The sequence below is a fragment of the Rhodoferax sp. LS1R11 genome, assembly GCF_056521395.1.
Map to the genome: position 1 here is coordinate 26657 of NZ_JBWMAW010000020.1, position 21295 is coordinate 47951.

General features: G+C 56.2%; 23 protein-coding genes. 13 read left to right on the forward strand and 10 right to left on the reverse strand.

Translation table 11 applies throughout. The features are described 5' to 3' along the window. Window positions 1-23: 23 nt before the first annotated feature. Genes AC097N_RS18780 through AC097N_RS18790 form a run of 3 tightly spaced genes read right to left on the reverse strand, consistent with a single transcriptional unit; the run spans window position 24 to window position 2952 of the window. A complete protein-coding gene (locus AC097N_RS18780; protein ID WP_479583592.1) occupies window positions 24-1346 on the reverse strand; it encodes an ABC transporter substrate-binding protein in 1323 nt (440 codons plus the stop codon). A 45-nt stretch (window positions 1347-1391) separates the two neighbouring features. After that, entirely contained in the window at window positions 1392-2138 is a 747-nt protein-coding gene (locus AC097N_RS18785; protein WP_479583593.1) for an SDR family NAD(P)-dependent oxidoreductase, read from the reverse strand. A gap of 16 nt (window positions 2139-2154) precedes the next feature. After that, window positions 2155-2952 carry an SDR family NAD(P)-dependent oxidoreductase gene (locus AC097N_RS18790; protein ID WP_479583594.1) on the reverse strand — a complete coding sequence of 266 codons (798 nt, stop codon included), beginning with the start codon at window positions 2950-2952 and terminating at the stop codon, window positions 2155-2157. A gap of 520 nt (window positions 2953-3472) precedes the next feature. Here AC097N_RS18790 and AC097N_RS18795 point away from each other — a divergent pair. Beyond that, entirely contained in the window at window positions 3473-4363 is an 891-nt protein-coding gene (locus AC097N_RS18795) for a SphA family protein (RefSeq protein ID WP_479583595.1), read from the forward strand. 169 nt (window positions 4364-4532) lie between these two features. Here AC097N_RS18795 and AC097N_RS18800 read toward each other — a convergent pair whose 3' ends face one another. The 3 genes from AC097N_RS18800 to AC097N_RS18810 form a co-directional block, all read right to left on the reverse strand. Next, on the reverse strand, window positions 4533-5888 hold the full coding sequence (locus AC097N_RS18800) for a TonB C-terminal domain-containing protein (protein ID WP_479583596.1): 1356 nt from the start codon (window positions 5886-5888) through the stop codon (window positions 4533-4535). Between the two features lie 166 nt (window positions 5889-6054). Then, a complete protein-coding gene (locus AC097N_RS18805) occupies window positions 6055-7773 on the reverse strand; it encodes an ABC transporter ATP-binding protein/permease (protein WP_479583628.1) in 1719 nt (572 codons plus the stop codon). Between the two features lie 217 nt (window positions 7774-7990). Then, window positions 7991-8605, reverse strand: coding sequence for a response regulator transcription factor (locus AC097N_RS18810; RefSeq protein ID WP_479583597.1), 615 nt, complete (start codon window positions 8603-8605; stop codon window positions 7991-7993). Between the two features lie 135 nt (window positions 8606-8740). Here AC097N_RS18810 and AC097N_RS18815 point away from each other — a divergent pair, with 135 nt between their 5' ends. The 4 genes from AC097N_RS18815 to AC097N_RS18830 all read left to right on the forward strand — a co-directional run bounded on the left by AC097N_RS18815 (window position 8741) and on the right by AC097N_RS18830 (window position 12525). Further along, complete coding sequence (locus AC097N_RS18815; protein WP_479583598.1) at window positions 8741-10816, forward strand: ATP-binding protein; 2076 nt, start codon at window positions 8741-8743, stop codon at window positions 10814-10816. 140 nt (window positions 10817-10956) lie between these two features. Continuing rightward, window positions 10957-11283 (forward strand): BON domain-containing protein, encoded by a 327-nt coding sequence (locus AC097N_RS18820; protein WP_479583599.1) that lies wholly within the window; start codon window positions 10957-10959, stop codon window positions 11281-11283. Window positions 11284-11292: 9 nt separating this feature from the next. Further along, on the forward strand, window positions 11293-11616 hold the full coding sequence (locus tag AC097N_RS18825; protein ID WP_479583600.1) for a hypothetical protein: 324 nt from the start codon (window positions 11293-11295) through the stop codon (window positions 11614-11616). A gap of 102 nt (window positions 11617-11718) precedes the next feature. Next, window positions 11719-12525 carry a carbon-nitrogen hydrolase family protein gene (locus tag AC097N_RS18830; RefSeq protein ID WP_479583601.1) on the forward strand — a complete coding sequence of 269 codons (807 nt, stop codon included), beginning with the start codon at window positions 11719-11721 and terminating at the stop codon, window positions 12523-12525. 1 nt (window position 12526) lies between these two features. On the opposite strand, the gene AC097N_RS18835 is transcribed toward AC097N_RS18830, so the two are convergent. From AC097N_RS18835 to AC097N_RS18845, 3 genes are all read right to left on the reverse strand, one after another. Next, a complete protein-coding gene (locus AC097N_RS18835) occupies window positions 12527-13207 on the reverse strand; it encodes an OmpA family protein (protein WP_479583602.1) in 681 nt (226 codons plus the stop codon). A 33-nt stretch (window positions 13208-13240) separates the two neighbouring features. Then, window positions 13241-14053, reverse strand: a complete 813-nt coding sequence (locus AC097N_RS18840) for a beta/gamma crystallin-related protein (protein WP_479583603.1) — start codon at window positions 14051-14053, stop codon at window positions 13241-13243. 133 nt (window positions 14054-14186) lie between these two features. Then, window positions 14187-14525, reverse strand: a complete 339-nt coding sequence (locus AC097N_RS18845; protein ID WP_479583604.1) for a hypothetical protein — start codon at window positions 14523-14525, stop codon at window positions 14187-14189. Between the two features lie 162 nt (window positions 14526-14687). On the opposite strand from AC097N_RS18845, the gene AC097N_RS18850 reads away from it, so the two are divergent. From AC097N_RS18850 to AC097N_RS18885, 8 genes are all read left to right on the forward strand, one after another. Then, entirely contained in the window at window positions 14688-15764 is a 1077-nt protein-coding gene (locus AC097N_RS18850) for an AI-2E family transporter (protein ID WP_479583605.1), read from the forward strand. A gap of 96 nt (window positions 15765-15860) precedes the next feature. Beyond that, complete coding sequence (locus AC097N_RS18855; RefSeq protein ID WP_479583606.1) at window positions 15861-16562, forward strand: VIT1/CCC1 transporter family protein; 702 nt, start codon at window positions 15861-15863, stop codon at window positions 16560-16562. Between the two features lie 52 nt (window positions 16563-16614). Next, complete coding sequence (locus AC097N_RS18860) at window positions 16615-17520, forward strand: DnaJ C-terminal domain-containing protein (RefSeq protein ID WP_479583607.1); 906 nt, start codon at window positions 16615-16617, stop codon at window positions 17518-17520. Next, window positions 17517-17858 (forward strand): chaperone modulator CbpM, encoded by a 342-nt coding sequence (locus tag AC097N_RS18865; RefSeq protein ID WP_479583608.1) that lies wholly within the window; start codon window positions 17517-17519, stop codon window positions 17856-17858. Before AC097N_RS18860 ends, AC097N_RS18865 begins: the two co-directional genes overlap by 4 nt. Window positions 17859-17916: 58 nt before the next feature. After that, complete coding sequence (locus tag AC097N_RS18870) at window positions 17917-18948, forward strand: P-type ATPase actuator domain-containing protein (RefSeq protein ID WP_479583609.1); 1032 nt, start codon at window positions 17917-17919, stop codon at window positions 18946-18948. Beyond that, window positions 18917-19504 (forward strand): hypothetical protein, encoded by a 588-nt coding sequence (locus tag AC097N_RS18875; protein ID WP_479583610.1) that lies wholly within the window; start codon window positions 18917-18919, stop codon window positions 19502-19504. The genes AC097N_RS18870 and AC097N_RS18875 overlap by 32 nt, the downstream gene beginning before the upstream one ends. Further along, the gene (locus AC097N_RS18880) at window positions 19501-20454 is read left to right on the forward strand and encodes an HAD-IC family P-type ATPase (RefSeq protein ID WP_479583611.1); all 954 of its coding nucleotides are present in this window, start codon (window positions 19501-19503) and stop codon (window positions 20452-20454) included. Before AC097N_RS18875 ends, AC097N_RS18880 begins: the two co-directional genes overlap by 4 nt. Before the next feature lie 290 nt (window positions 20455-20744). Further along, complete coding sequence (locus AC097N_RS18885) at window positions 20745-20915, forward strand: hypothetical protein (RefSeq protein ID WP_479583612.1); 171 nt, start codon at window positions 20745-20747, stop codon at window positions 20913-20915. Window positions 20916-21032: 117 nt separating this feature from the next. On the opposite strand, the gene AC097N_RS18890 is transcribed toward AC097N_RS18885, so the two are convergent. Beyond that, window positions 21033-21263 carry a hypothetical protein gene (locus AC097N_RS18890; protein WP_479583613.1) on the reverse strand — a complete coding sequence of 77 codons (231 nt, stop codon included), beginning with the start codon at window positions 21261-21263 and terminating at the stop codon, window positions 21033-21035. Window positions 21264-21295: the final 32 nt, after the last annotated feature.

Below are 21295 nucleotides of genomic sequence, written 5' to 3' on the forward strand. Positions count from 1 at the left end.
ATTGAGGAGAAGGTCAAATGAAATCAGGAGTACGAAATAAGTTTTGCCGAAAGAGGTACTTTCGGATCAGCTGCGTTCTCCGTGATGACGTAGTCATACTTGTATTTAGCTCCTGGAGGTGCTTTTACCCATTGAGTGCCAATCAGTGGGGCCGTAGCGACGTTTGGAACGGGCCCTTTTGTAAAGTCTATGTTTCCAACCATGGTGGTTACCTTGAGCTTGCTGAGCGCCGCAGCGACGCTTGACTTGTCTTTTGGGTTAGCACTTGTTTTTAGCGCCTCAAAGCCCACGTCCAACAGTGACATTGATGCTCCCATTTGCTGATTCCATTGCTTGTTTGCGGCTGCTTCGTATCCGGCAACCAATTGAGCACCCGACAGCCCCGTCAGGATCGATTTATATGGAAAATCCTTATGCCAATAGGCAGCGCTTGAGATGTTGAATCCAAGTGAGCCTAGTGCTTCGACATTTGATGCAAACAAACCCGTCTTTGCGGTTTGCACGATCTTGACGGTCTTGGTAAAGCCTTGTTGCGCAGCCTGACGCCAAAACGTTGCGAAATCGGGTGGTATCGGAAAGGTGTTGAATATCTCGCATTTCTCAGCCTTGAATTTCGCAATTTGGGCTGAAAAATCGGTTGTTCCTGTTTCGTACGGTCCTGCATCCACGATGGTAAATCCGGCCTTTGCCAAGGCGGGTGCCAAATTCGCACGAATGGCATTGCCGTCTGCATCGTTTGGATACAAGGCTGCAACCTTCTTGTTGGTGCTTAATTTTGACCATTGCGAGACGTAGGCTGTGACGAACTCTCCAACGCCGAAAGAAAAATGATAGCTCCACTTGAAAGGAGAGGGTTCGCCAGGCTTTCCGCCGCGACCAAAGTACCAAGCTTCCCAAGGCACAACTGTGGACACACACGGAACACCTGCTGCCTCACATGCGTCAGACACAGGGTTAACGGTTTCTGGTGCCGACGTTACAAGAATCAAATCGACCTTGTCGCTATTGATGAGTGTTTTTGCCAATTGGCTTGCGCGGGATGGATCAGATTGCGTATCGCGATCCAATATTTCTACGCTGTACTTCTTTCCACCGATTGAAAGCCCGCCTTTAAGTGCTTTGCGGGCTTGTTCCAATACATAGCCATCCGACTCACCAAATCCGGCCAGTGGACCCGTGCGTGGACTGATGAAACCCACTTTGAGAGTATTTGCATCGGCCGTTTGTGCAAAAAGAGAGGCCGGGCTGAGCATTGCCAGACCCATTGCACCGCCCACCCCGAGTACGGTACGGCGGTTGGCATTTGAAAGGTCTTCATCAGAGGATTGTGTTACTTCGATATTCATAGTTGTCTCCTTGTGGTTGTGAATGAAATTTGCGCTGTAGCTTGTTTATCGAGACAAATAGCCACCGTCTGCTGGGTAGTAATTGCCGGTAATGAAGCTGGCCTTGTCGCTAGAAAGCCAGCAAACCAATTCAGCAACTTCAGATACTTCGCCCAGACGCCCAAGCGCATGCAATGAGGCAAGTGCTTGCTGACTTTCGGCAGGAAGGTTGTCAATCAGCCGGGTTCTAATGAAAGCTGGGCCTACCGCATTGCACCGGATGCCGCTACGTCCGTATTCCAACGCGACAGTGCGTGTCAGACCGACGACCCCATGTTTTGCGGCCACATAGGGCGCAAGATCTTCATGACCAACTTGCCCCAAGATAGATGAAATATTGACAATTGATCCACCCCCACGCTTCAGCATGACGGGCAGTTGAAGACGCACGCCAAGGAACACGCCCGTCAGGTTGATATCGATAACTTTCTGCCAAGTCTCTGGCGTGTGATCTGCAGTCTTGCGAAATTCTCCGCTGATTCCCGCGTTATTGCAGGCGATGTCCAGCCCTCCAAAGGTCGACTCAATCTCCATCAAGGCTCTGGCGTGGTGCTCAGGATTAGTCACATCAAGATTGCAGTACGCTGCTTTACCTCCGGCCGCATTTATCGCTGCCACCGTTTTTTTTCCCACGTCATCCAGAACGTCACAGACCATGACATTCGCACCTTCTCTTGCAAATATTTCGGATATCGAACGTCCGATACCCAAAGCTCCGCCCGTGACCAGGGCGGTCTTCCCTTTTAGCAACATAGAATTCCTTGAGTTGTTAGCTGACTGTCATGGCACCGTCAGCCACTAATTCCGATCCAGACATCCAGCGCGACATGTCCGATGCTAGGAACAGAGCTGCGTTTGCAATGTCGCGCGGTAGGCCTGTGATGCCGAGAGGATGAGCCGCCTTCATCTGGATATAGGCATCTTCTCGGTCCTTGAACATGCCCAAAGACGTAAAGTCATCCAGAAGTTTTACCCCCATGTCAGTGTCGACAAAGCCAGGGTGTATTGAGTTCACTCGGATGCCATATCCAAGTCGTCCAAACTCCACCGCAGCTGCCTTTGTAAGCAACCGGATAGCACCCTTTGAAGCCGAATAAACGCCCAGGCCTGGCGTTCCTATGAGTCCGGCTACTGAAGAGATATTGACAATGCTGCCACCGTTGCCTGCACGACCACCTGGCTTCATTACACGAACAGCATGCTTGTGCCCGATGAGAACTCCGGTCACGTTAACCTTCATCAGCTTTTCAATGTCAGTGACCTCAATGTTTTCGATGAAACATGCTTGCTCAATCGCGGCATTGTTTACAAGTATGTCCAGACCACCAAAGGTATCGAGTGCGATGTCAATGATGTTGGCCCATGCAACTTCATCCGTCGTGTCGTGCGTCGCAAAGACAGAAGATCCACCATCTTCATTGATCCTCTTGGATACCTCTTGACCCTTGTCCACTTGAATGTCGCCCAGAACGACTTTGGCACCTGCGTTTGCGAATGCGCACGCAATAGCAGCTCCGATGCCTCCGGCTGCGCCAGTTACGACGGCTACTTTTCCACTTAAATCCATGGCACTTGTCTCCTGTTATGTGTGAGTGGTGCAATGACCTGTATTCACTGGATCTACAGACTTTTAAATCGCATGCGATCCCAAAGGTGTAGTCTTTTTTTCTGATGCCAATATTGAACGATAGAGGTCACCTCTTGAATAGAAATGTTTCAATGTTTCACTGTGTGAAACTGTGATCCTTATCTCTTCGATTCGTTGTTGAACTGGGAAGGCCCAATCGTGATTCAGCAGGGCTGAAAATTCTTCGAGTGCGTCGACCCGGTTCAGCAAAGAAGCGCCCTCCGCGCAGGCCGCCAGATTTTTCTGATTTGCGCAATGTGAAGAAATTCACCAGGAATCGCAAACGGATCAGGAAAGAAACAACATTTCACCCGGTGAAAATGTAACTATTGTTTGTGTTGAATGTGCCCGGCAATGAATAGCATCCGCAGCGACTACCAAGTCAATCGGGTCTTTGAATCTGATGATCAATATGAAATGTTCATCAGATCAAAAATATTTATTACATGAGGAGACACAAATGAAGATATCTAGCAAGGTCAACTGCGGTTTGACTGTTTTTGCTCTGTGCGCGGCAAGCAACATTGCACAAGCTACTGAAGGTGGAGGCTCTACTTACCCAGGTGGAACCGAAAATTACCTGGTAGGGGCACCCCCGCCTCCTGGGTTTTATGTATTGGAGTACGGTCAAATGTACACATCCGATAGTGTCAAGGACAACAGCGGCAACACGATCCCAATTCCAGGCTTCAAGCTCAATGTTGCCGCAGCAGCAACTCGTCTTATTTGGTCAACTCCAAACCAAATTTTTGGTGGCAATCTCCTTGTTCACACAATCATTCCCTTGGTAAACGTCAGTGTCGGTGGTTCGCAGACTAAAGTTGGACTGGGTGATATCACCATTGGAGCGGGCATTGGAAAGCATTACTCACCGCAGTTACACACCGCGATGGGTATCGATTTTGTACTGCCGACTGGCGGATACGACAAAAATGAAGCCGTAAACATCGGCCGGAACTACTACTCGATTCAGCCCCTGTACGCCCTCAGCTATATCGATAAATCTGGGTTTAATGGCGATTTCAAGCTGACCTTCAACTTCAACAGTTCAAACTCAGCCACTGGCTACACATCTGGCAATGAGGTCTTTCTTGACTATTCCGCAGGGTATGGATTAGGAAATGGATGGGTCGTAGGCGTTGGTGGCTATCTACGGCAACAGCTGACCGACGACAGTGGAACTGGCGCGCAAAATAATGGAAACAGGGCAAAAGCATTCGCTTTTGGACCATCCATCAAGTACGAGAACGCAAATCATTGGTTTATTACGGCAAAGCTCACGCAGGAGACTGGTGTGCAGAACACAACTCAAGGCACTGCGCTCTGGATTAAAGCTGCCGTACCGTTCTAGCTGACTGCAGGCGTCAGTCATGTCATGTGGCGTGACTGACGATTTTGCGGAACGAGGAAAAGTTCAGGGCCGTTCTCACCGTGAGTGGCGGCGGGCTTACCCCGCCAGCCCATGATCATGACGCCCGCGCTGCCAGCATGTCAATGACCCGCCTTCACCCGCTTTCGCATCAAAATAGCCGAACAGCCATGTCAAAGGACCAATTCCGACGGATCTCGATCACGTCGTATTCGCGAGCCAGACCCGGTGGGAACGAGGGATAGGGCGCTTGGCTTTGGACGATGCGTCTTATCGCCGCGTCGATTTCCGCCACGCCGCTGGAGACAACGAAAGTCACCGACTCAACGGAGCCGTCGCTTCGAAGTGCCACTGTCACGAGGGGATTGGTATGACGCTGCTTCGCCGCTTCGCGGACCATGTCGATGGTCATGTTCAACTCGATCTTTCGGCCCCAGGCTTCCGCGTAAAGGATGAGTTCAGTGTTGGGGTCGGTCCGCCCGAAGAGCCTGCCTCGTCGTGCGGTACTCGACGAAGTCAGGGGCGCAGATGACGAGCGAGCCGCGTCGCGCCGGTCAGCCTCTTCGTCCAATTGTCTACCTATCGCTCGAAGCACCGCCTCGCGTTTTGCCTCCTGCTCAGCCCGCGCGGCCACTTGCCGCTCCTGTTCCTGCCTTGCTGCCTCTTGCCGTGCAGCCTCCAGTCGTTCCACCTCAGCCTGCGCCGCTTCCTTGCGAGCAACTGCCTGCCGTACCGCCTCTTGGCGCTCGGCGTCCACTCGCGCAGTCTCCAACCGCTCAGCGTCCTGCCGAACGGTCGCCTGTTTTGCGGCAGCCAGACGTTCGACCTGAACTTGCGCAGCTTCCTTACGGGTAATCGCTTGCCGCGAAGCCTCTTGACGCTCGGCGTCGACCCGCACAGCCTCGGCGCGCTCAATCTCCTGCAGCGCAACCGCCTGTCGTGCCGCCTGCAGACGTTCTGCCTGCTGTTGTGCCTCCTGCTTCGCAACATTGACTTTGGCCAGTTCAAGGGAACGCTCCCGAATCTCCAGGTCGATTTGCTTCTGCGCTGCATCGCTTGCATCCTGGGGTGTCGTTTTCAAGACCGCCGGGCTCGTGGTGCTTGGCGCTGCTGCAATCTCAGGCATCGGGACCGATGGAGTGTCGGTCACCTTGTTGCTCGTTTCGGGCTGCACCGAAGCAGTCGAGGTGGGTGCAGGGATCGGCGGGGACGCAACGCTTTCCGGCTCACCGGCGGGAGATGGCGCCATCACAAGCATTTCACCGGGCACGGCCATAGGCTCTGGCTTGGCCACGCCTGTCGGCATGAGATGTGCCGACGGCTCGATCAATGCCGGCGTCGCTGCCGTGACCTGCGCCGGTACCAGTGTCATGCGCAGATCGTCGGCCTCGAACCGCCTTTCTCGCCAAGGAAAGTCCAAGCCCGGAAGCCCGAGTCCCTGACTACCAAAAGCCAGGCTCAGCAGCAGCGCGTGAATCAGCAAGGAGAGCACCAGCGCAGTGCTCATTGGCCAGCGTTTACGCAGAAAGTCAGGGGCAGGTCTCAAATCGCAACAACTATTGAATGCGCGAATTCCTCGGATAGGAAATTCAACCGCCTCAGCGGAAGTATGACCAACTTGGAGCGACTGATCCGCCAGGCTCATTTTTCAGCAAGGCCACTGGCCGTGAACACTAAATAAAACCATCTGCCGCGCGCAGCGTCCAGCGGCCGTCACCGGGTAGCTCCAGCACCTGGTGGTGGTGCCTCAGAATGGTGAAGTGATGGCTGACGCTGATCGGGGTAATCGACAGGCCGATCAGTTGGCTATACAGGAGCTCTTCGTTTCTGGCATCCAGCGCGCTTGTGGCTTCATCCAGCAGCAAGTAGCGCGGCTTGGCGAGCAAGGCTCTTGCGAAGGCCAGCCGTTGCTGCTCACCGACAGACAGCACCCGTGACCAATCCAGTTCGGCATCCAAACCGCCAAATCGCTCAGCCAGCGTTGGCAGGTTCACTCGCTCCAGCCACTGCAGCAATTCTTCGTCCGAGATGTCGCGATCGGTCTGAGGGTAGGTTAACTGGCAGCGCAGGTTCCCCAGAGGCAGGTAGGGTTGCTGGGGCAGAAACAGCATGTCCAGCCCGGTGGGACGGGTTACCTCGCCCGAGCCCGTATTCCAGAGCCCTGCAATCACGCGCAGCAGCGAGCTCTTGCCTGTGCCGCTAGGCCCGACGATCAGCAGCCCCTCGCCCGGGTTCACGGTCAGTGTGATGTCTTGCACCAGCAGGTGCTCTCGGTTGGGTGTGAGAATGGTTAGCCGTTCAAGTGACAGTCCAAAGCCATGCGAGGTGCGGATCTGCATGCCATCGTCGACCGCGGCGGCGGTTGGGTCAGCTTCAACTCCCAATGCGTCCGAGAAAGCATTCAGTCGGTCCACCCCTGCAGAAAAGCGGCTGAGACTTTCAAAATGGTCAACGATGACCGTGAGTGCACTCAAGATGGCCGCAAAGGCGCCAGCGGCCTGGATAGCCCGGCCCACCTCCAGACGTCCGGAGAGCACGTCATTGGCGATGATCACGGTCGGCAACACGATCGTTATAAAGCTATGGGCGTACTGGAAGAGGTTGAGCTTGAATTGCCACCGCAGTACGTGTTGGTAGTTGGCGTAGGCGGCGGCGAAGATGCGTTGCAGCGCGGACATCTCGCGCGCCTCTCCATCGTGAAAAGCGATCGGTTCGGCGTGTTCACGTACCCGCACCAGACTGAAGCGAAAGTCCGCTTCGCGCTGCAGCTGTCGAAAGTTCAAGCCAATCAGTTGTTTGCCAAATACGGAACCCGTGAACACCGTGCTCAACACGGCGTAGCCGATCAGGAAGTAGACCAGGCCCTGCGAGATGGTCCACAGCACGCTGGAGAATGCCACCAGTTGAATCACCGACCCCAGAGCGATCATCGAGAAGTAGAGCGATTGCTGGGTGAAGCTGTTGATGTCTTCGGCAATGCGCTGGTCGGGATTATCGATTCCGGTCGCCGTGTTGAGCCGGTAATAGGCCCGGTGGCTGAAGTAACGCGTCAAAAAGCTGTCGGTCAGCCAGCGGCGCCAGCGCAACCCGAGCGTGTCGCGCACGTAGTAGTACAAAGCATAGATCGGTACCGCAGCCACCAGGATGGCTGTGTAGCGCCAGATCGAGGCCCAAAACCGATTGGCATCACGCGCGGCCAGCGCGGAGGTGAATTCTCCCGACTCGTGGTTGAACAGCACGTTGAATGCAGTTTGCCCCAGCAGCAGCAGGACCAGCAGGGCCAGCATACTCCTGGCACGCCAGCGTTCATCCGAGAGCCAGTAGGGACTGGCAATCGTGACATAACGCCGCCACAGGCGAGCGTTGAAGCCGGGGGGGTCTTCCGAAGTCATTGGTGCGTCGTTGTACTGAATGGCGTCAAAGGCCGACTCAACAGGGTCTATCTTCAATCATGTTCGCAGTATGCGCGCCCACAGCCCCTAATGTTCTGTCATCTATGCGCCGGGAATGCATCGATCTTTGTCAGTTGCTGTAGATGCTATTGAATTAATAGCTACTTACGCCCGTTGGATAAGGGCTACAGGCCTTTTTTATATTAAATAAACGAATTCAGTAAAGCGTCTCAACCGCGCTGGCCAGCAAATACCCCGCACCGCGTTCCGTCACGATCAGGGTGGGATTGGCCGAGTCGACTTCCATCTTCATCCGGAGCCGCCGGATTTGAACGTCAACCGAGCGGTCATACACTTCGGCCTCGTGCAGGCGCGACATCGACAGCAGCTGATCCCGCGTCAGCACTCGTTGGGGCGCCCGGCGGCTATGGTCGCGATCGGGCAGGGTGGCTTGCACTTGGTAGCGGCGCAATACCGCACGTACCCGGGCCAGCAGTTCGCGCGGGCTGAAGGGTTTGGTGACATAGTCGTCGGCGCCTAGTTCCAGCCCCATCACGCGGTCAGCTTCTTCGTTGCGTCCGGTCAGAAAAACAATCGGCACCGCCGCCCGCTCGCGCAAGGTGCATGCCAGTTGCATGCCGTCTTCTCCGGGCAATCTCAAGTCGAGCAGGACGAGGTCGATGGCCTCCCGGTCGAACAAGTCAAACATGTCGCGTCCGCAGGCGCCGGCGCTCACGCGCATGTCGTTGTTGCTCAGGTACTCGACCACCAGTTCGCGAATGCTGAGATCGTCGTCAATGACAAGAATGTGGGGCGCGGTCGGGGAGTTCATGGTCAAACAAGGGGGCTTGGCTGAGTGTTCATTATCTTCGCTTGCCGCCTGGCCTGCGTGGAGTGGGTTATTCTGCTTTGACCAGAATACGCGACACCGCCACGAACCACAGCACCCTGCGGAACCATGACGTCCTTGAAAAAAATACACGCGGCACAAGAGCCCGCCATGCCGCGGTTGTGGCTGATTGCCTTGTCGTTGGCTATCACTTTGGCCGTGGCCGCTGCGCTAGCCTTATGGCATTTGCGTCGGGTGTCCTTTGATGCCCGGGCGCAGGAACTGGGGTCATTGTCACTGGCGGTGAGTGACGACATTGACCGAGGCTTGCAAGGCGCACAGGGTGGGCTCTACGCCTTGCGCAGGGAGTTGGCTGACGGTTTGCTTCCCCTGCCGGCGGCAAGCGCGACCCAAGTCCTGCGCACCCGGGTTGAGCTGATGTCCGTGGTTGCGCAGGTTTGGGTCGTGGATGGCCAGGGCCACGTGCTTGGCGCCTCTCACGACCAGGCGATACCTGAGTTGGCCTCATTTTTCCCAGCCCTTGACAGCCTCGCTGCGGATCAGACGGCCGTCAGTCGTCCATTTGATGATCCCTACACGCACGCCACTCAGGTGGCGATCGCCATTCGCTTCAAGCCTGGGCCAGGGTTTCCCGGTGGCTGGCTGGTGGCTGGCGTGCCGGCGGGCAGTTTGCAAGGCGCCTTTCAGGTCGCCTCGCCAGCGCCTGACGTGAAAATGGCTGTGGTTCGCAGCGACGGCGTGCTGCTGGCAGGCTCGATTGTGAAAACACCCACGCTTGACGAGGCCAGTCTGGCCCGGCGCCTGGCCAAACCGCGAAGCATTGAAGTGCGTCATTTCAGTGATGGAACCGAACGCCTGGTCAGCCTGAACACGCTGCCGCAATATGGATTGAAGATTGTGCTGACGCGTGACCTCCAGTTTGTCTTGTCGGACTGGCGTGAAACCGCGCAACTCACCGCGTTGGGTCTTTTGCTGGTCTACGCCATTCTGGCGGCGTCAGTCCGCTTCGTCTACGTTGCGGACCGGCGGCGCGCGCGGGTTCAACAGACGCTGGTGGCGCAACTGTCCCGTACCAGCAAGCTGGAGTCGATGGGGACTCTTGCGGGTGGCGTCGCCCATGATTTCAACAATGTTCTGGCCGCCGTGGTCGGCTTTGGCGAGATGGCGCAGGATGCGGCCCCGAAAGGGAGTGCGCAGGCGCGCCATCTGGACAAGGCGATGCAGGCCGCGTTGCGTGGCAAAGCGCTGGTGGAACGGATTCTGGCCTTTAGCCGGGGCGGCGCCCGCACCTCCGTGGTGTTTGAATTTGAGCCGGTGATTGAAGAGGTGCTCAGTCTGCTGGCCGTCTCCTTGAAGCCGGGTGTGGTCATGGAGCGCCGACTTGAAGCCGCGGATGCCCGGTTGCGCGGCGACCCCACCCAGGCCTTCGAGGCGGTTATGAACCTTTGCACCAACGCCATGCAGGCGATGCCCGACGGCGGCATGGTAAGCGTGCAGTTGAAGCGTGTGCAGGTCAGCGCTTCGCGCGTGTTGTCCCATAGCCAGCTGGCACCCGGAAAGTACCTCGCGCTGGTCGTGTCAGATCAGGGGGGCGGTATCACGCCTGAGGTGATGGACCACCTTTTCGAACCCTTTTTCACTACCCGCGTCGCGACGGCGGGCACCGGGCTGGGACTGGCGGTGGTGCATGGTGTGGTGGCCGAGTTTGGCGGAGCCATCGACGTCCAATGCACCAACGGGCGAGGAGCCTGCTTTACCCTTTATCTGCCCGAATGTGCCGATGCGCTGGGCACTTCTGAGATGATGAAATACGTCTCGCCAATTGGTGCCGGCCAGAAGTTGCTGGTCGTTGATGATGACCCTGCACTGATCGATTTAGCGCAGGACATGTTGACAGGATTGGGCTACCAACCGGTGGGATTCAGTGACCCGGTAGCCGCGCTGGCGGCCTTTAGAGCTGAGCCGGATCTGTTCTCAGCCGTCATCATGGATGAAGTCATGCCCGGGTTGAGCGGAACGCAACTCACTGAAATGCTGCGGGTGGATGCGCCGGATATTCCGGTCCTCCTGGTCAGTGGGTATGGCGGCGCTTTGCTGGCAAAACGGGCGGTGGAAGCCGGTGTGACGCGGGTGCTGAGTAAGCCGCTTCAGCGAGAAGATCTCGCGCAGGTGCTGTCTGAATTGCTGCAATAAGCGTTGCCCGGTCAGGCGTTTTTTGCCATGTTTCAGATGTAACACAGAGACTTTGTTTTTGACACACGATGGAGGTGACGGCGGGAGATCATCACTCCATCGCAATAATTTTGTTGCGACACCTCAAAATGAAAGTCATCATGAAAACCTCCAATTTCAAAGCTGTCGTGGTCGCTGTCTTGTTGGCGGTCGGCTTGGGCAGTGCCTTCGCCGGCGGTATGAATGGCGCCGGTGCCACGCCAGACGATGCCGCACTGGCGATCAGTGTCAAGAGCGCCCTGGCGCAGTCACTCGGTGATCAGGCCAAAGACCTCGCTGTTACCGTTGACCGCGGTGTGGTCACCCTGACCGGTTGGACTCAGGTGCCCCAGCAAGAAGCACAAGCCCGCATGGTCGCCAGCCGGGTGCCAGGTGTTGCTCAGGCCTACAGCACGGTTCGCACCTGGTCCTCTGGCAACAGCTATTAATTTCCGGGCGTGTCGGTCACCCAACCCTCGCAGGCGCGTTTACTGATCCATGTGGACAAGGCATTTTCAGCCGCCCCCGGGCGCTTGGGCAACCCACTGAAACGCATCAGAGAGCTTTGCCGTCGCAGGCTCTCCCCAAATGCACCTTTGGCGCTGGGGCTCCGTGTCGAAGACGTTGGTGGTCATTGCCTGCTGGCGCTTGAGTCTGCGGGGCCATTAGTAGCCCTGCAGCTGCCAGCGGGCCGTTATCACGTCACGACTCAGCGTGGCAACGAGCGGCGGGTGTACACCCTGTGTCTTGAAGCAGGCGTCTGTGTGAACCTCAATGTGTAGCGCTGACAGGCGTGACCAGTTGGCCTCAAAGATGCCATGATATTGGGGGTTCCTTCAAGATCATTGAAGGTGTATTTCTTCTCCATGAGCGTGAGTCATCTTATGAAAATTGCCACCATTCAGATGGTTTCTGGTACCCAGGTGAACGGCAATCTTGACGTTGCCAGGAAGCTGCTGACGCAGGCGGCAGAGCAGGAGGCCGAATTGGCGGTGCTGCCGGAGTACTTTTGTTTGATGGGGCGCAAGGACACAGACAAGCTGGGCATTCAGGAGGTTGCCGGCACGGGCCCGATACAGGCGTTCTTGAGCCAAACCTCACGGCAATTGGGCTTGTGGATCGTGGGGGGAACATTGCCTCTGGCCACCGATGACCCCCACCGGGTTCGCAACAGCACCCTGGTGTTTGATCCAACAGGCGATTGTGTTGCTCGGTATGACAAGATCCATCTCTTCCGGTTTGACAACGGCGAGGAAAGTTATGACGAGTCACGCGTGCTGGAGCGCGGAAGCTTGCCGGTCACATTTGAGTTGCCATCCAAAGATGGCAATATTTACCAGATAGGGTTGAGCATCTGTTACGACCTGCGATTTCCCGAGTTGTACCGGAATCTCAAGGCCGATGTCTTGTTGGTGCCCAGTGCCTTCACGTACCCCACCGGACAGGCTCATTGGGAGGTTCTATTGAGGGCACGGGCCATTGAAAATTTGGCCTATGTGGTGGCCTCGGCGCAGGGTGGCATGCATGAGAACACACGACGCACCTGGGGCCACAGCATGATTGTGAGCCCTTGGGGCGACGTGTTGGGACAACTTGGAGAAGGGGCTGGTGTCGTTGTTGCCGAGATGTCAAAACGCGACATTGAGACGGCCAGGGTCCGTCTGCCAGCCCTGAGCCATCAGGTGTTGTAGCCTACTTTTTTGTTCCCTGAATTTCGACGTCAACCCTGCGGTCGGGCTGCAGGCAGGCAATGACCTTGGCGCTCCTGGGTCCTGTGCAATCGCCCGCTTGGGTGACGGGCTCCGCCTCCCCTTTGCCTGTCGCCTCAATTCGGCCGGCCTGCACATTGTGGGATACGAGGAACTCCTTGACGGTTGTTGCGCGGCGCTCAGACAGCTTCTGGTTGTAGCCTGAGCTGCCAATGCGGTCCGCATGACCTGTCAACTGAATCGTGTCGTAGGTCACGCCGCCGAGTTGACGGACCAGGTCATCGAGCATGGTTTTGCCTTCTGGTTTGAGGACCGACTTGTCGAAAGCAAAAAGAACGTCCGCTGAAAAGCTCATTTTTTGAAAAACTGGGGGCGGTACGGGCACGGGTGGAGGTGCAGCCGCTGGTGCAGGAGCATCAGCGACTGGTGCCAACGGAGCTGCTGCCACGACTGCCTGTTTGATGGTCGGGTCACAGGGTTCGACTGCCCGCGCAGGTGTCCAGTCGCTGTCATGCCAGCAGAGGCCTGTGTTTGAACTCGTCACGATAGCGCCACTGGAGTCGACCAAATAGCCCTGATTTTTGGCATCCGGCCCCGCGGCTACTGCAGGAAAAATTGCCGTGATGGCGAGTGCAGAGAGTACAAGTTTTGGAAAAGTTTTCATGTTGTTTTTAGCGTAAAAGAGGTTGGAGACGATTCAAGTTCTGGGCTCGCCCTTGCGATTCACCGTGATGGTCGCGCCCGGAGGGGCTGTCATTTGCACATGGTGTTCTATGCCGCGAAAGTCGTAAGTGACATCCCAGAAGTTCGGTTTGGTTTGACTGGGTGCCGTGGCGCACCGTTGTACATTGCGGGTGCTCGGCTGGGCCGGGCTGTTACTGCGCCCGACGGTTGCGCCCACGGTGCCACCTGCGATGGCGCCGCCCACGGTGGCGAGGTCCTTGCCTGCGCCGCCGCCAACTTGATGCCCGAGAATGCCACCAATCAAGGCGCCTGCAATCGCGCCTGGTACGTTTGAACTGCTTTGCGGGGCAGCCACCTGCTCGCGCTCGACCCAGCAGCGTTGCTCAGGTGCGCCGACTACCGCTCGTACCGACGTGACGCTTGCATGGTAGAGGCGCTCGTTGTTCTTTCTGCGTGCGTCATAGATGGCGATAGGTGCTGGTGCGTAGCGTTGATCCTCAATGCGCGCATGGGTGCTGATGGCGCGCACCGATGAAACCCGGTTGTTCAAGCCCATGGCTGCCAGCGACGGATACCGGCCCGGACGCAAAACCACGCAACGGCCCCGATATTGGATGTCGTCGCAAGCTTCCCAGCGGCTGCCCTGAACGATGACCGATGAGGCCTGGTTGTTGACCCCGAAACGCTGGAAATTTTTGACAGGTTGTTGAGTCGTGAAGGTTTGACCTTCAAACCCCTCTCGTTCATAAAACGTGACCTGAGCTGACGCATGAATACCGACGGTGACTGCTGCAACGACAAGCGCTTTTTTTAATAGGTGATTCATTCAGTTTTCCTGGATTGGTTGTGAGGCCAGTATCTGGTTCGAGCGAAGTATTGGCTAGCGGACGCCATGATCCTTCGTCGTAGTCGCTGTCCTACGAACATTGGGCTAACGTGTTGATGGTGAGCTTTTGGCATCAACGGCCCGTGCGCTGGGGCTGGAACCTGCTCTGTCGCAACTCTGCCCGGAGCGCATGCAACTCCAGTTCAAGGGATTTGCGTTGGGTCATCTCGTAAGCCAAGGTCTTGCGTATCTGCTCCAAGGCAGCGACGCATTCAAGAATACTGGTGTGGGTCGGCTGGGCTTGTTTGTGGAGATAACCCCGGAACGTGGACGCAAAGTCGTCATCAGCAGTTGCTCGAAGTCGCTCACTGACTGCATACAGCAGGTCGGTGCAATCCTCGGTCGCTACGTCCAGCGTCTGCCGTGTTTCTTGGGTGGGTTCAAAAATAATTGGAAGAGAATAATTAATCATGTCAAAAACCAATCGGCAAGCCTGAGTTAACGGATCACTTGACCGTGCGTTTTACCTGTGGGTGCCGAGTGACTGTAGGCGGACACCTCGAACGGATCTGTGCGTTGGCGAACAAAGCGCAAAATCAAAATTATTTTTCCATGTATGGTTAATCCAAGCCCAATGAATTCTCATGACAAAGAAGCGTCTGCTTATGTTGAAAAGCGTGCTCTTTTGCTGCTGCTGGTCGGTGTCACGCTGGCGCTGGGGTACATTCTTTTGCCGTTTTTTGGGGCCATATTGTGGGGCGCCATCATTGCGTTGCTGTTTTCGCCGTTGTACCGTGGTCTGCTTCCACGTCTCAAGCATCGGTCCACGGCTGCAGCTTTGGTGACGCTGGTCGTCGTGCTGGTCATTGTTATCTTTCCGCTGATCCTGGTGATGGCTTCGCTGGCGCGCGAGGCGGCGTCGGTTTACGATAGGTTGCAGTCGGAAGAGATGAATCCCACGCTTTACTTTCATGGTGTGTTTGACGCGCTGCCGGCCTGGATCGGTGCACTGCTTGATCAGTTTGGCTTGGCCAACTTTGACGTTCTGTTGCGCCGCCTGACTACTGCACTTGCGCAGGGGAGCCAGTTCGTTGCGACACAGGCCTTCAGCATTGGTCAAAACACGTTTGAGTTCATCGCCAGCCTTTTCATTACCCTGTACCTCGCATTTTTTCTGATTCGGGATGGTGACAGCGTGGTGCTCGCCCTGCGACGCTCGATACCCCTGGCACCTGCGCATAAGAAGGTGCTTTTTGACAAGTTCACGACTGTCATACGTGCCACGGTCAAGGGCAACCTCCTGGTGGCTGTCATTCAGGGCGCGTTAGGGGGGCTGGCGTTCTGGTTTCTGGGTGTCAGTGGTGCGATGCTCTGGGCGGTTGTGATGGCGTTTACGTCGCTGTTGCCTGCCATTGGTGCCGGGTTGGTCTGGGGGCCCGTTGCCACTTATTTTCTCGTGACCGGCGCCATCTGGCAGGGAGTCTCTCTCGTTGCTTACGGGGTTCTCGTGATTGGTCTGGTGGACAACCTATTGCGGCCAGTGCTGGTTGGCAAGGACGTCCGTCTGCCTGACTACATCGTGATGATCACGACGGTCGGGGGTATGGCAGTGTTTGGTATCAATGGTTTTGTTCTGGGTCCTGCCATAGCCGCTATGTTTTTCTCGGTTTGGCATATTTACGTGACAACCAGGGTAGACACGGACGTCTGACTATGGCAACGTCATCTGCGGTCGACATGATCCTTGTCTGTCAACCTGAACAGGGAAAGAAAAAACACACCATGAATCCAGATAATTCAGACACATATGGCTATCTCACGCCGCCACATTGAACGGCATCGCACGGACCGAATCGGTTGGTTGCGTGCGGCGGTCCTTGGGGCGAACGATGGCATCGTGTCAACGGCCAGTCTGCTCGTGGGTGTTGCTGCTGCCAGTACCAGCCAGGGCAATATTCTGTTGACAGGCGTGGCTGGTTTGGTGGCCGGAGCCATGTCGATGGCGGCGGGGGAGTATGTTTCCGTCCACTCACAGGCCGACACTGAGAATGCTGACTTGGTACGAGAGGCGGCTGAGCTGGCCTCCAATCCTTCTGCGGAATTGCGTGAACTGGCTGGAATCTATGTGGCCCGTGGGCTGACGGCCGAATTGGCGCAAAAAGTTGCAGAGCAGCTGATGCAGCACGATGCTCTGGGTTCCCATGCCCGCGATGAGCTAGGCATTTCCGAGTCCTTCAGCGCCCGACCGGTTCAGGCTGCCATGGCATCCGCCGCCAGTTTCGCGGTGGGCGCGGCCTTGCCACTGGCCGCTACTGCGCTCGCACCGGTAGCGGGGCTGATCTATTGGATATCAGCCATGTCACTTGTCTTTCTCGCCTTGCTGGGAACCGTGGCGGCATGGGTGGGAGGTACCTCTGTGATGACCAGCGCCTTGCGGGTAACGCTTTGGGGAGCGCTCGCGATGGCTGTCACTGCAGGGGTCGGTGCCCTGTTCGGAGCCGTTGTTTAAGCCTCTGGCAAGGCGCTGTTGAGAATTTTCACCAGGTGAAAGTAAAACCAAGATGAAGTACAAAGACTATTACGCGGCTTTGGGGATTCCCCGTGATGCTGACTTGGATCAGGTCAAAAAAGCCTATCGGAAGCTGGCCCGCCAGTACCACCCTGATGTCTCCAAAGCCCATGACGCTGAAGCGCGTTTCAAGGACGCCGCAGAGGCTTATGCAACCCTCAAAGACCCCGAAAAGCGCGCTGCATATGACCAACTAGGAACACAGCCTGTGGGCGAAGAGTTCGCTCCTCCGCCTCAATGGCGTCAGGAATACGCGGCAGACGGGCAGGCCTTTGAAGGGATGGATCTGGAGGATCTGTTGGCCGCATTCGGACGGGGTCACGCCGGCTCGCAAAGAGGGCCTGTGCCCGTCAATGGGCGCGACTATGAAAATACTGTTCAGGTCAGTCTGGAAGATGCGCGACGGGGCAGCACACTCAATGTGAAATTGGCCGACAAAGACGGCGACCGAAACCTGGAAGTGACCCTGCCGCCAGGCGTGCGGGAAGGCCAAAAACTCAGACTGCGGGGCAAGGGCGGCAAAGGGCGCTGTGGCGGGGCAGATGGCGATATTTACCTGCACATCACGCTGGCGCCTCACCCCGTGTTTCGTGCAGATCGCCATGACCTTTATTTTGATTTGGTGTTGGCACCATGGCAAGCTGTTCTGGGGGCTGATGTTGAAGTTCCCACGCTGGACGGTCCCGTGTTGCTGACGGTGCCGCCGGGTACGCGCAACGGACGCAAACTGCGTCTGAGGGGGCGGGGCTTGGCCCAGGAAAAAAGCGATTTGTACGCGGTGGTCCAGATCGATATTCCGACCACTGTCTCGGCAAGTGAGCGAGCGCTTTACCAGCAGTTGGCCAGCGCCTCCCAGTCCATTCCCCCCTACCGACATACCCAAGGAGAGTCAACATGATTCAAAATCAGGCTGAGTGGATCTGGCTGGATACAGCTGAAACTGTCACGATGACCGAGCTTTCCCAGTACTGCGGATTGAGCCGTGCAGAACTCGACGAGTTGGTGGATTACTGTGCGCTGCAGCCAGTGGAAAACACGGTCGAAGAGCCAGTCTTCAGTGCAGGATGGGTCGAACCACTGCGCGCAGCCGGAAAATTGCGCGTGGACTTTGATCTCGATCTGTTTACCGTGGCAATTCTGTTGGGCAATCTCAATCGCATTGAATCCCTGGAGCGTCAGGTTCGATCGTTGCAGGCACGCCTGCCTGCCTACATGGATCTATCGCAACGACTGTGACTTTCGGCAATTCTCTGGCCACAGTTCAATGTAGAAATTGATTTTAGGGGTACCCTGAATGCCGAACGAGACCACCAGAGAAACCAAACGCAGCGGCTTGACTGCTACACGGGTTGCAGAGCGTCTGAAGCTCGAGGGGTACAACGAACTGCCCAACAAGAACAAGCGCAGTTTTTTCAAAATCATTTTTGAAGTTATCCGGCAGCCCATGTTTGCGCTCTTGATTGGCGGCGGACTGGTCTACTTTCTGCTCGGCAGCCCTACCGAAGCGATGCTCCTGCTCGCCTTCGCCGGTCTGTCGATCGGCATCACGATTGTTCAGGAGTCCCGAAGTGAAAACGTGCTGGAGGCACTTCGAAATCTCGCCAGCCCTCGTGCAACCGTGATTCGGGAAGGTGTCAGAGTGGCTATTGCTGGCCGTGGGGTCGTGCGTGAGGACATTCTGGTGGTGGGTGAGGGAGACCGGATTGCCGCCGATGCCACGCTTTATGAGTCTCAAGACCTGTTGCTTGATGAATCGCTACTCACTGGCGAGTCCGTTCCCGTCAGAAAGCTGGCGCAAGATGGATTGACTGAGTCCGGCGCTCAGTTTCCAGTCCCGGCTCCAGGTGGCGAAGACCTGCCATATTTATATGCCGGAACGCTGGTGGTCAGGGGTGCAGGACATGCGCTTGTGCATGCAACGGGTGGTCACAGTGAAATGGGGAAAATAGGACGGGCGCTGGGCTCCATTGAAACCGAGCAGCCACATCTTCAGAAGCAGATACGCTGGCTGGTACGAGACTTTGCCATTTTCGGCATCGTGGCGGGGGGGGCTGGTGGTTGGTTTATTTGGACTTCTCCGAGGTTCATGGCTGGAAGCGATGCTGGCCGGCATCGCCATCGGCATGTCTTTGCTTCCCGAGGAGTTTCCACTGGTCATGTCCGTTTTCATGGCCATGGGGGCATGGCGAATCTCCAGGGCGAGGGTGCTTACGCGCAGGGCGTCTGCTATCGAAACACTGGGTGCCACGACCGTTTTGTGCACGGACAAGACCGGTACCCTGACCGAAAATCGCATGACGGTCACAGCGCTTTTCAACAAAACTGAGCGCTGGCGCAATGCGGTCAATCCTGCGATGTCGGACTCGTTGTTATCCAGCCTGAGCGTCGCCTTGCGTGCCTGCCCATCTGAGCCAACAGACCCGATGGATTTGGCCATCCATGAGGTTGTAAAGAAGCAGCCTGCCAAAGGGTTCTCTAACCCACCGGCGGGTGAGTTGGTTCGAAGTTACGGCCTTCGTCCCGACTTGTTTGTAGTCGCCAATGTGTACTCGGAAAATCCGGCTGGCGGTGCCGTTGCCTATGCCAAAGGGGCGGTAGAGGCCATTGCTGAATTGTGTCATTTGTCAGCTGATCAATTGACTGACATCCAGGCACAAGCGGACCAACTGGCCAATGAAGGGATCCGTGTTCTGGGGATCGCGAAGACGGGCCCGCTGCCTGCCGGTCAAGTCCGCGGCTTGCCTGACTCGCCCCGCGAATTGCCGTTTGAATACAGGGGGCTGATTGGGTTTTCTGATCCCCTGCGTCCTAACGTGCCCGCTGCGGTTGCTGAATGCCGTTCAGCGGGCATTCGCGTGGTCATGATCACGCTCAAGTTTTGACCGGTGATGAAATTGAAAGTATGAGTGATGAGCAGTTGGCGCTGCAGGTGAAATCGACTTCGGTCTTCGCCCGCATCCGCCCAAACCAAAAGTTGCGGATCGTCCAGAGCCTCAAGGCCAACGGTGACATCGTCGCCATGACGGGTGACGGCGTCAACGACGCACCGGCCATCAAGGCGGCTCACATTGGCATTGCAATGGGGGGACGGGGTACGGACGTCGCACGTGAGGCTGCTGCCATCGTGTTGCTGGATGATGACTTCGGCTCCATCGTCAAGACCATTCGTTTGGGGCGCCGGATTTATGACAATCTCCGCAAGGCGATTGAATTCATTGTGGCGGTCCACATTCCCATTGCTGGGCTTGCCATTTTGCCCCTTCTGCTGGGCTATCCGTTGATTCTGACACCCATACACATTGCCTTCCTGGAAATGGTGATTGATCCTGCTTGCTCAGTAGTTTTCGAAGCTGAAGAGGAAGAAGACGACGTGATGAAGCGCCCTCCTCGGGACCCCAATAGTTCACTGCTTCTTCCCAAACGGATTGGGTGGGCGCTGCTTCAGGGACTGACCGCATTTGCCGTGCTGGCAGGTGTCTTCATTGTTGGCGCCCGCCAGGGAATGGAAGAGCCTGATTTGCATGCCCTGGTATTCACCTTGTTGGTGCTGCTCAATGTGGGGCTTATCCTAGTCAACCGGTCATTCAAATCGTCGCTCACGGCTGCTTTTCTGAGACCCAACCCTTCACTCTGGATTTTGATTTCGGGGGTGATGCTGGTCCTTTCCGCGGCATTGTTCTGGCCGCCCGCTCAGTCCCTGTTCCATTTTGGTCAGCTGCACTGGGATGATCTGGCGATTTGTTTCTTCGTTGGTATCCTGAGTTTGTTCCTGTTGGAGTTTTTCAAAAAAATTGTCTTTCGCACTGATTTGAAAAGCCGCAGTAGTAGTTGACTCAGAGGTTCTGTCGGAGCACAGTACGCTGCTTGGCGTCCCTTCATGGTCGGGAATACGTCCTACATGCCTCGAGGCGCTGTCTGACAGACACAGCGCGGCACGCCACCTAACATGAAGTTGCCTTGTGACGCACAGGCCACGCTTATCAAGCGGGGTAGCGTTACCCATCTCATGTTTTTTACTTTGCTTGCTGGCAGGGTGAATGGAGCTAAAAAATGAATCACGCCGCCACTGTCAATCCTTCTTGGACTACTGCCTCGTTTGGTGCCGCGGCCGACACATCGCCCATGGAATTGTCTGCTCTGGGAGAGCACCTGTATGTGTGCAAGGCGCCGCATGGTCACCTTTTTGCATTGCATTGCGTTGCAGAGTCCATGCATGGCTTTGTAGCCGCCCGTTTTGTGACAACGATTGTGGTCGCTGCCCTGCTGATCGGTATTGTCTTTTTGATGCTTTAGGTTATGGCGATATTTGACCTTCTGACGTTGATACCGGATGCACCACGTCCGCTTCGCAGTATTCTTGATGGCGCCCGTGGACCCGTTCAAACGCCCATCAGGTCCGAAATATTTGGTTCACAACGGTTCGCGCAACATGGTAGAAGCCTCGGTGAGACCCACCGCGCTGCGGCGGCCACGTGGCTCACTGCGACGTTTTTCCCCCGCCTCAAAAGCAATATCGCTACGCTTCGGGAGGCGCACCAATACATTGGAATTCAGGCGGGTACGGGGTATGACATCAGTCCCGCTGCCGAATGGTTGCTGGATAACTTCCACCTGATTGAGGCTCAGCTCAAAGAAGTTCATGACGGACTTCCCAGAAGCTATTTCCGGACACT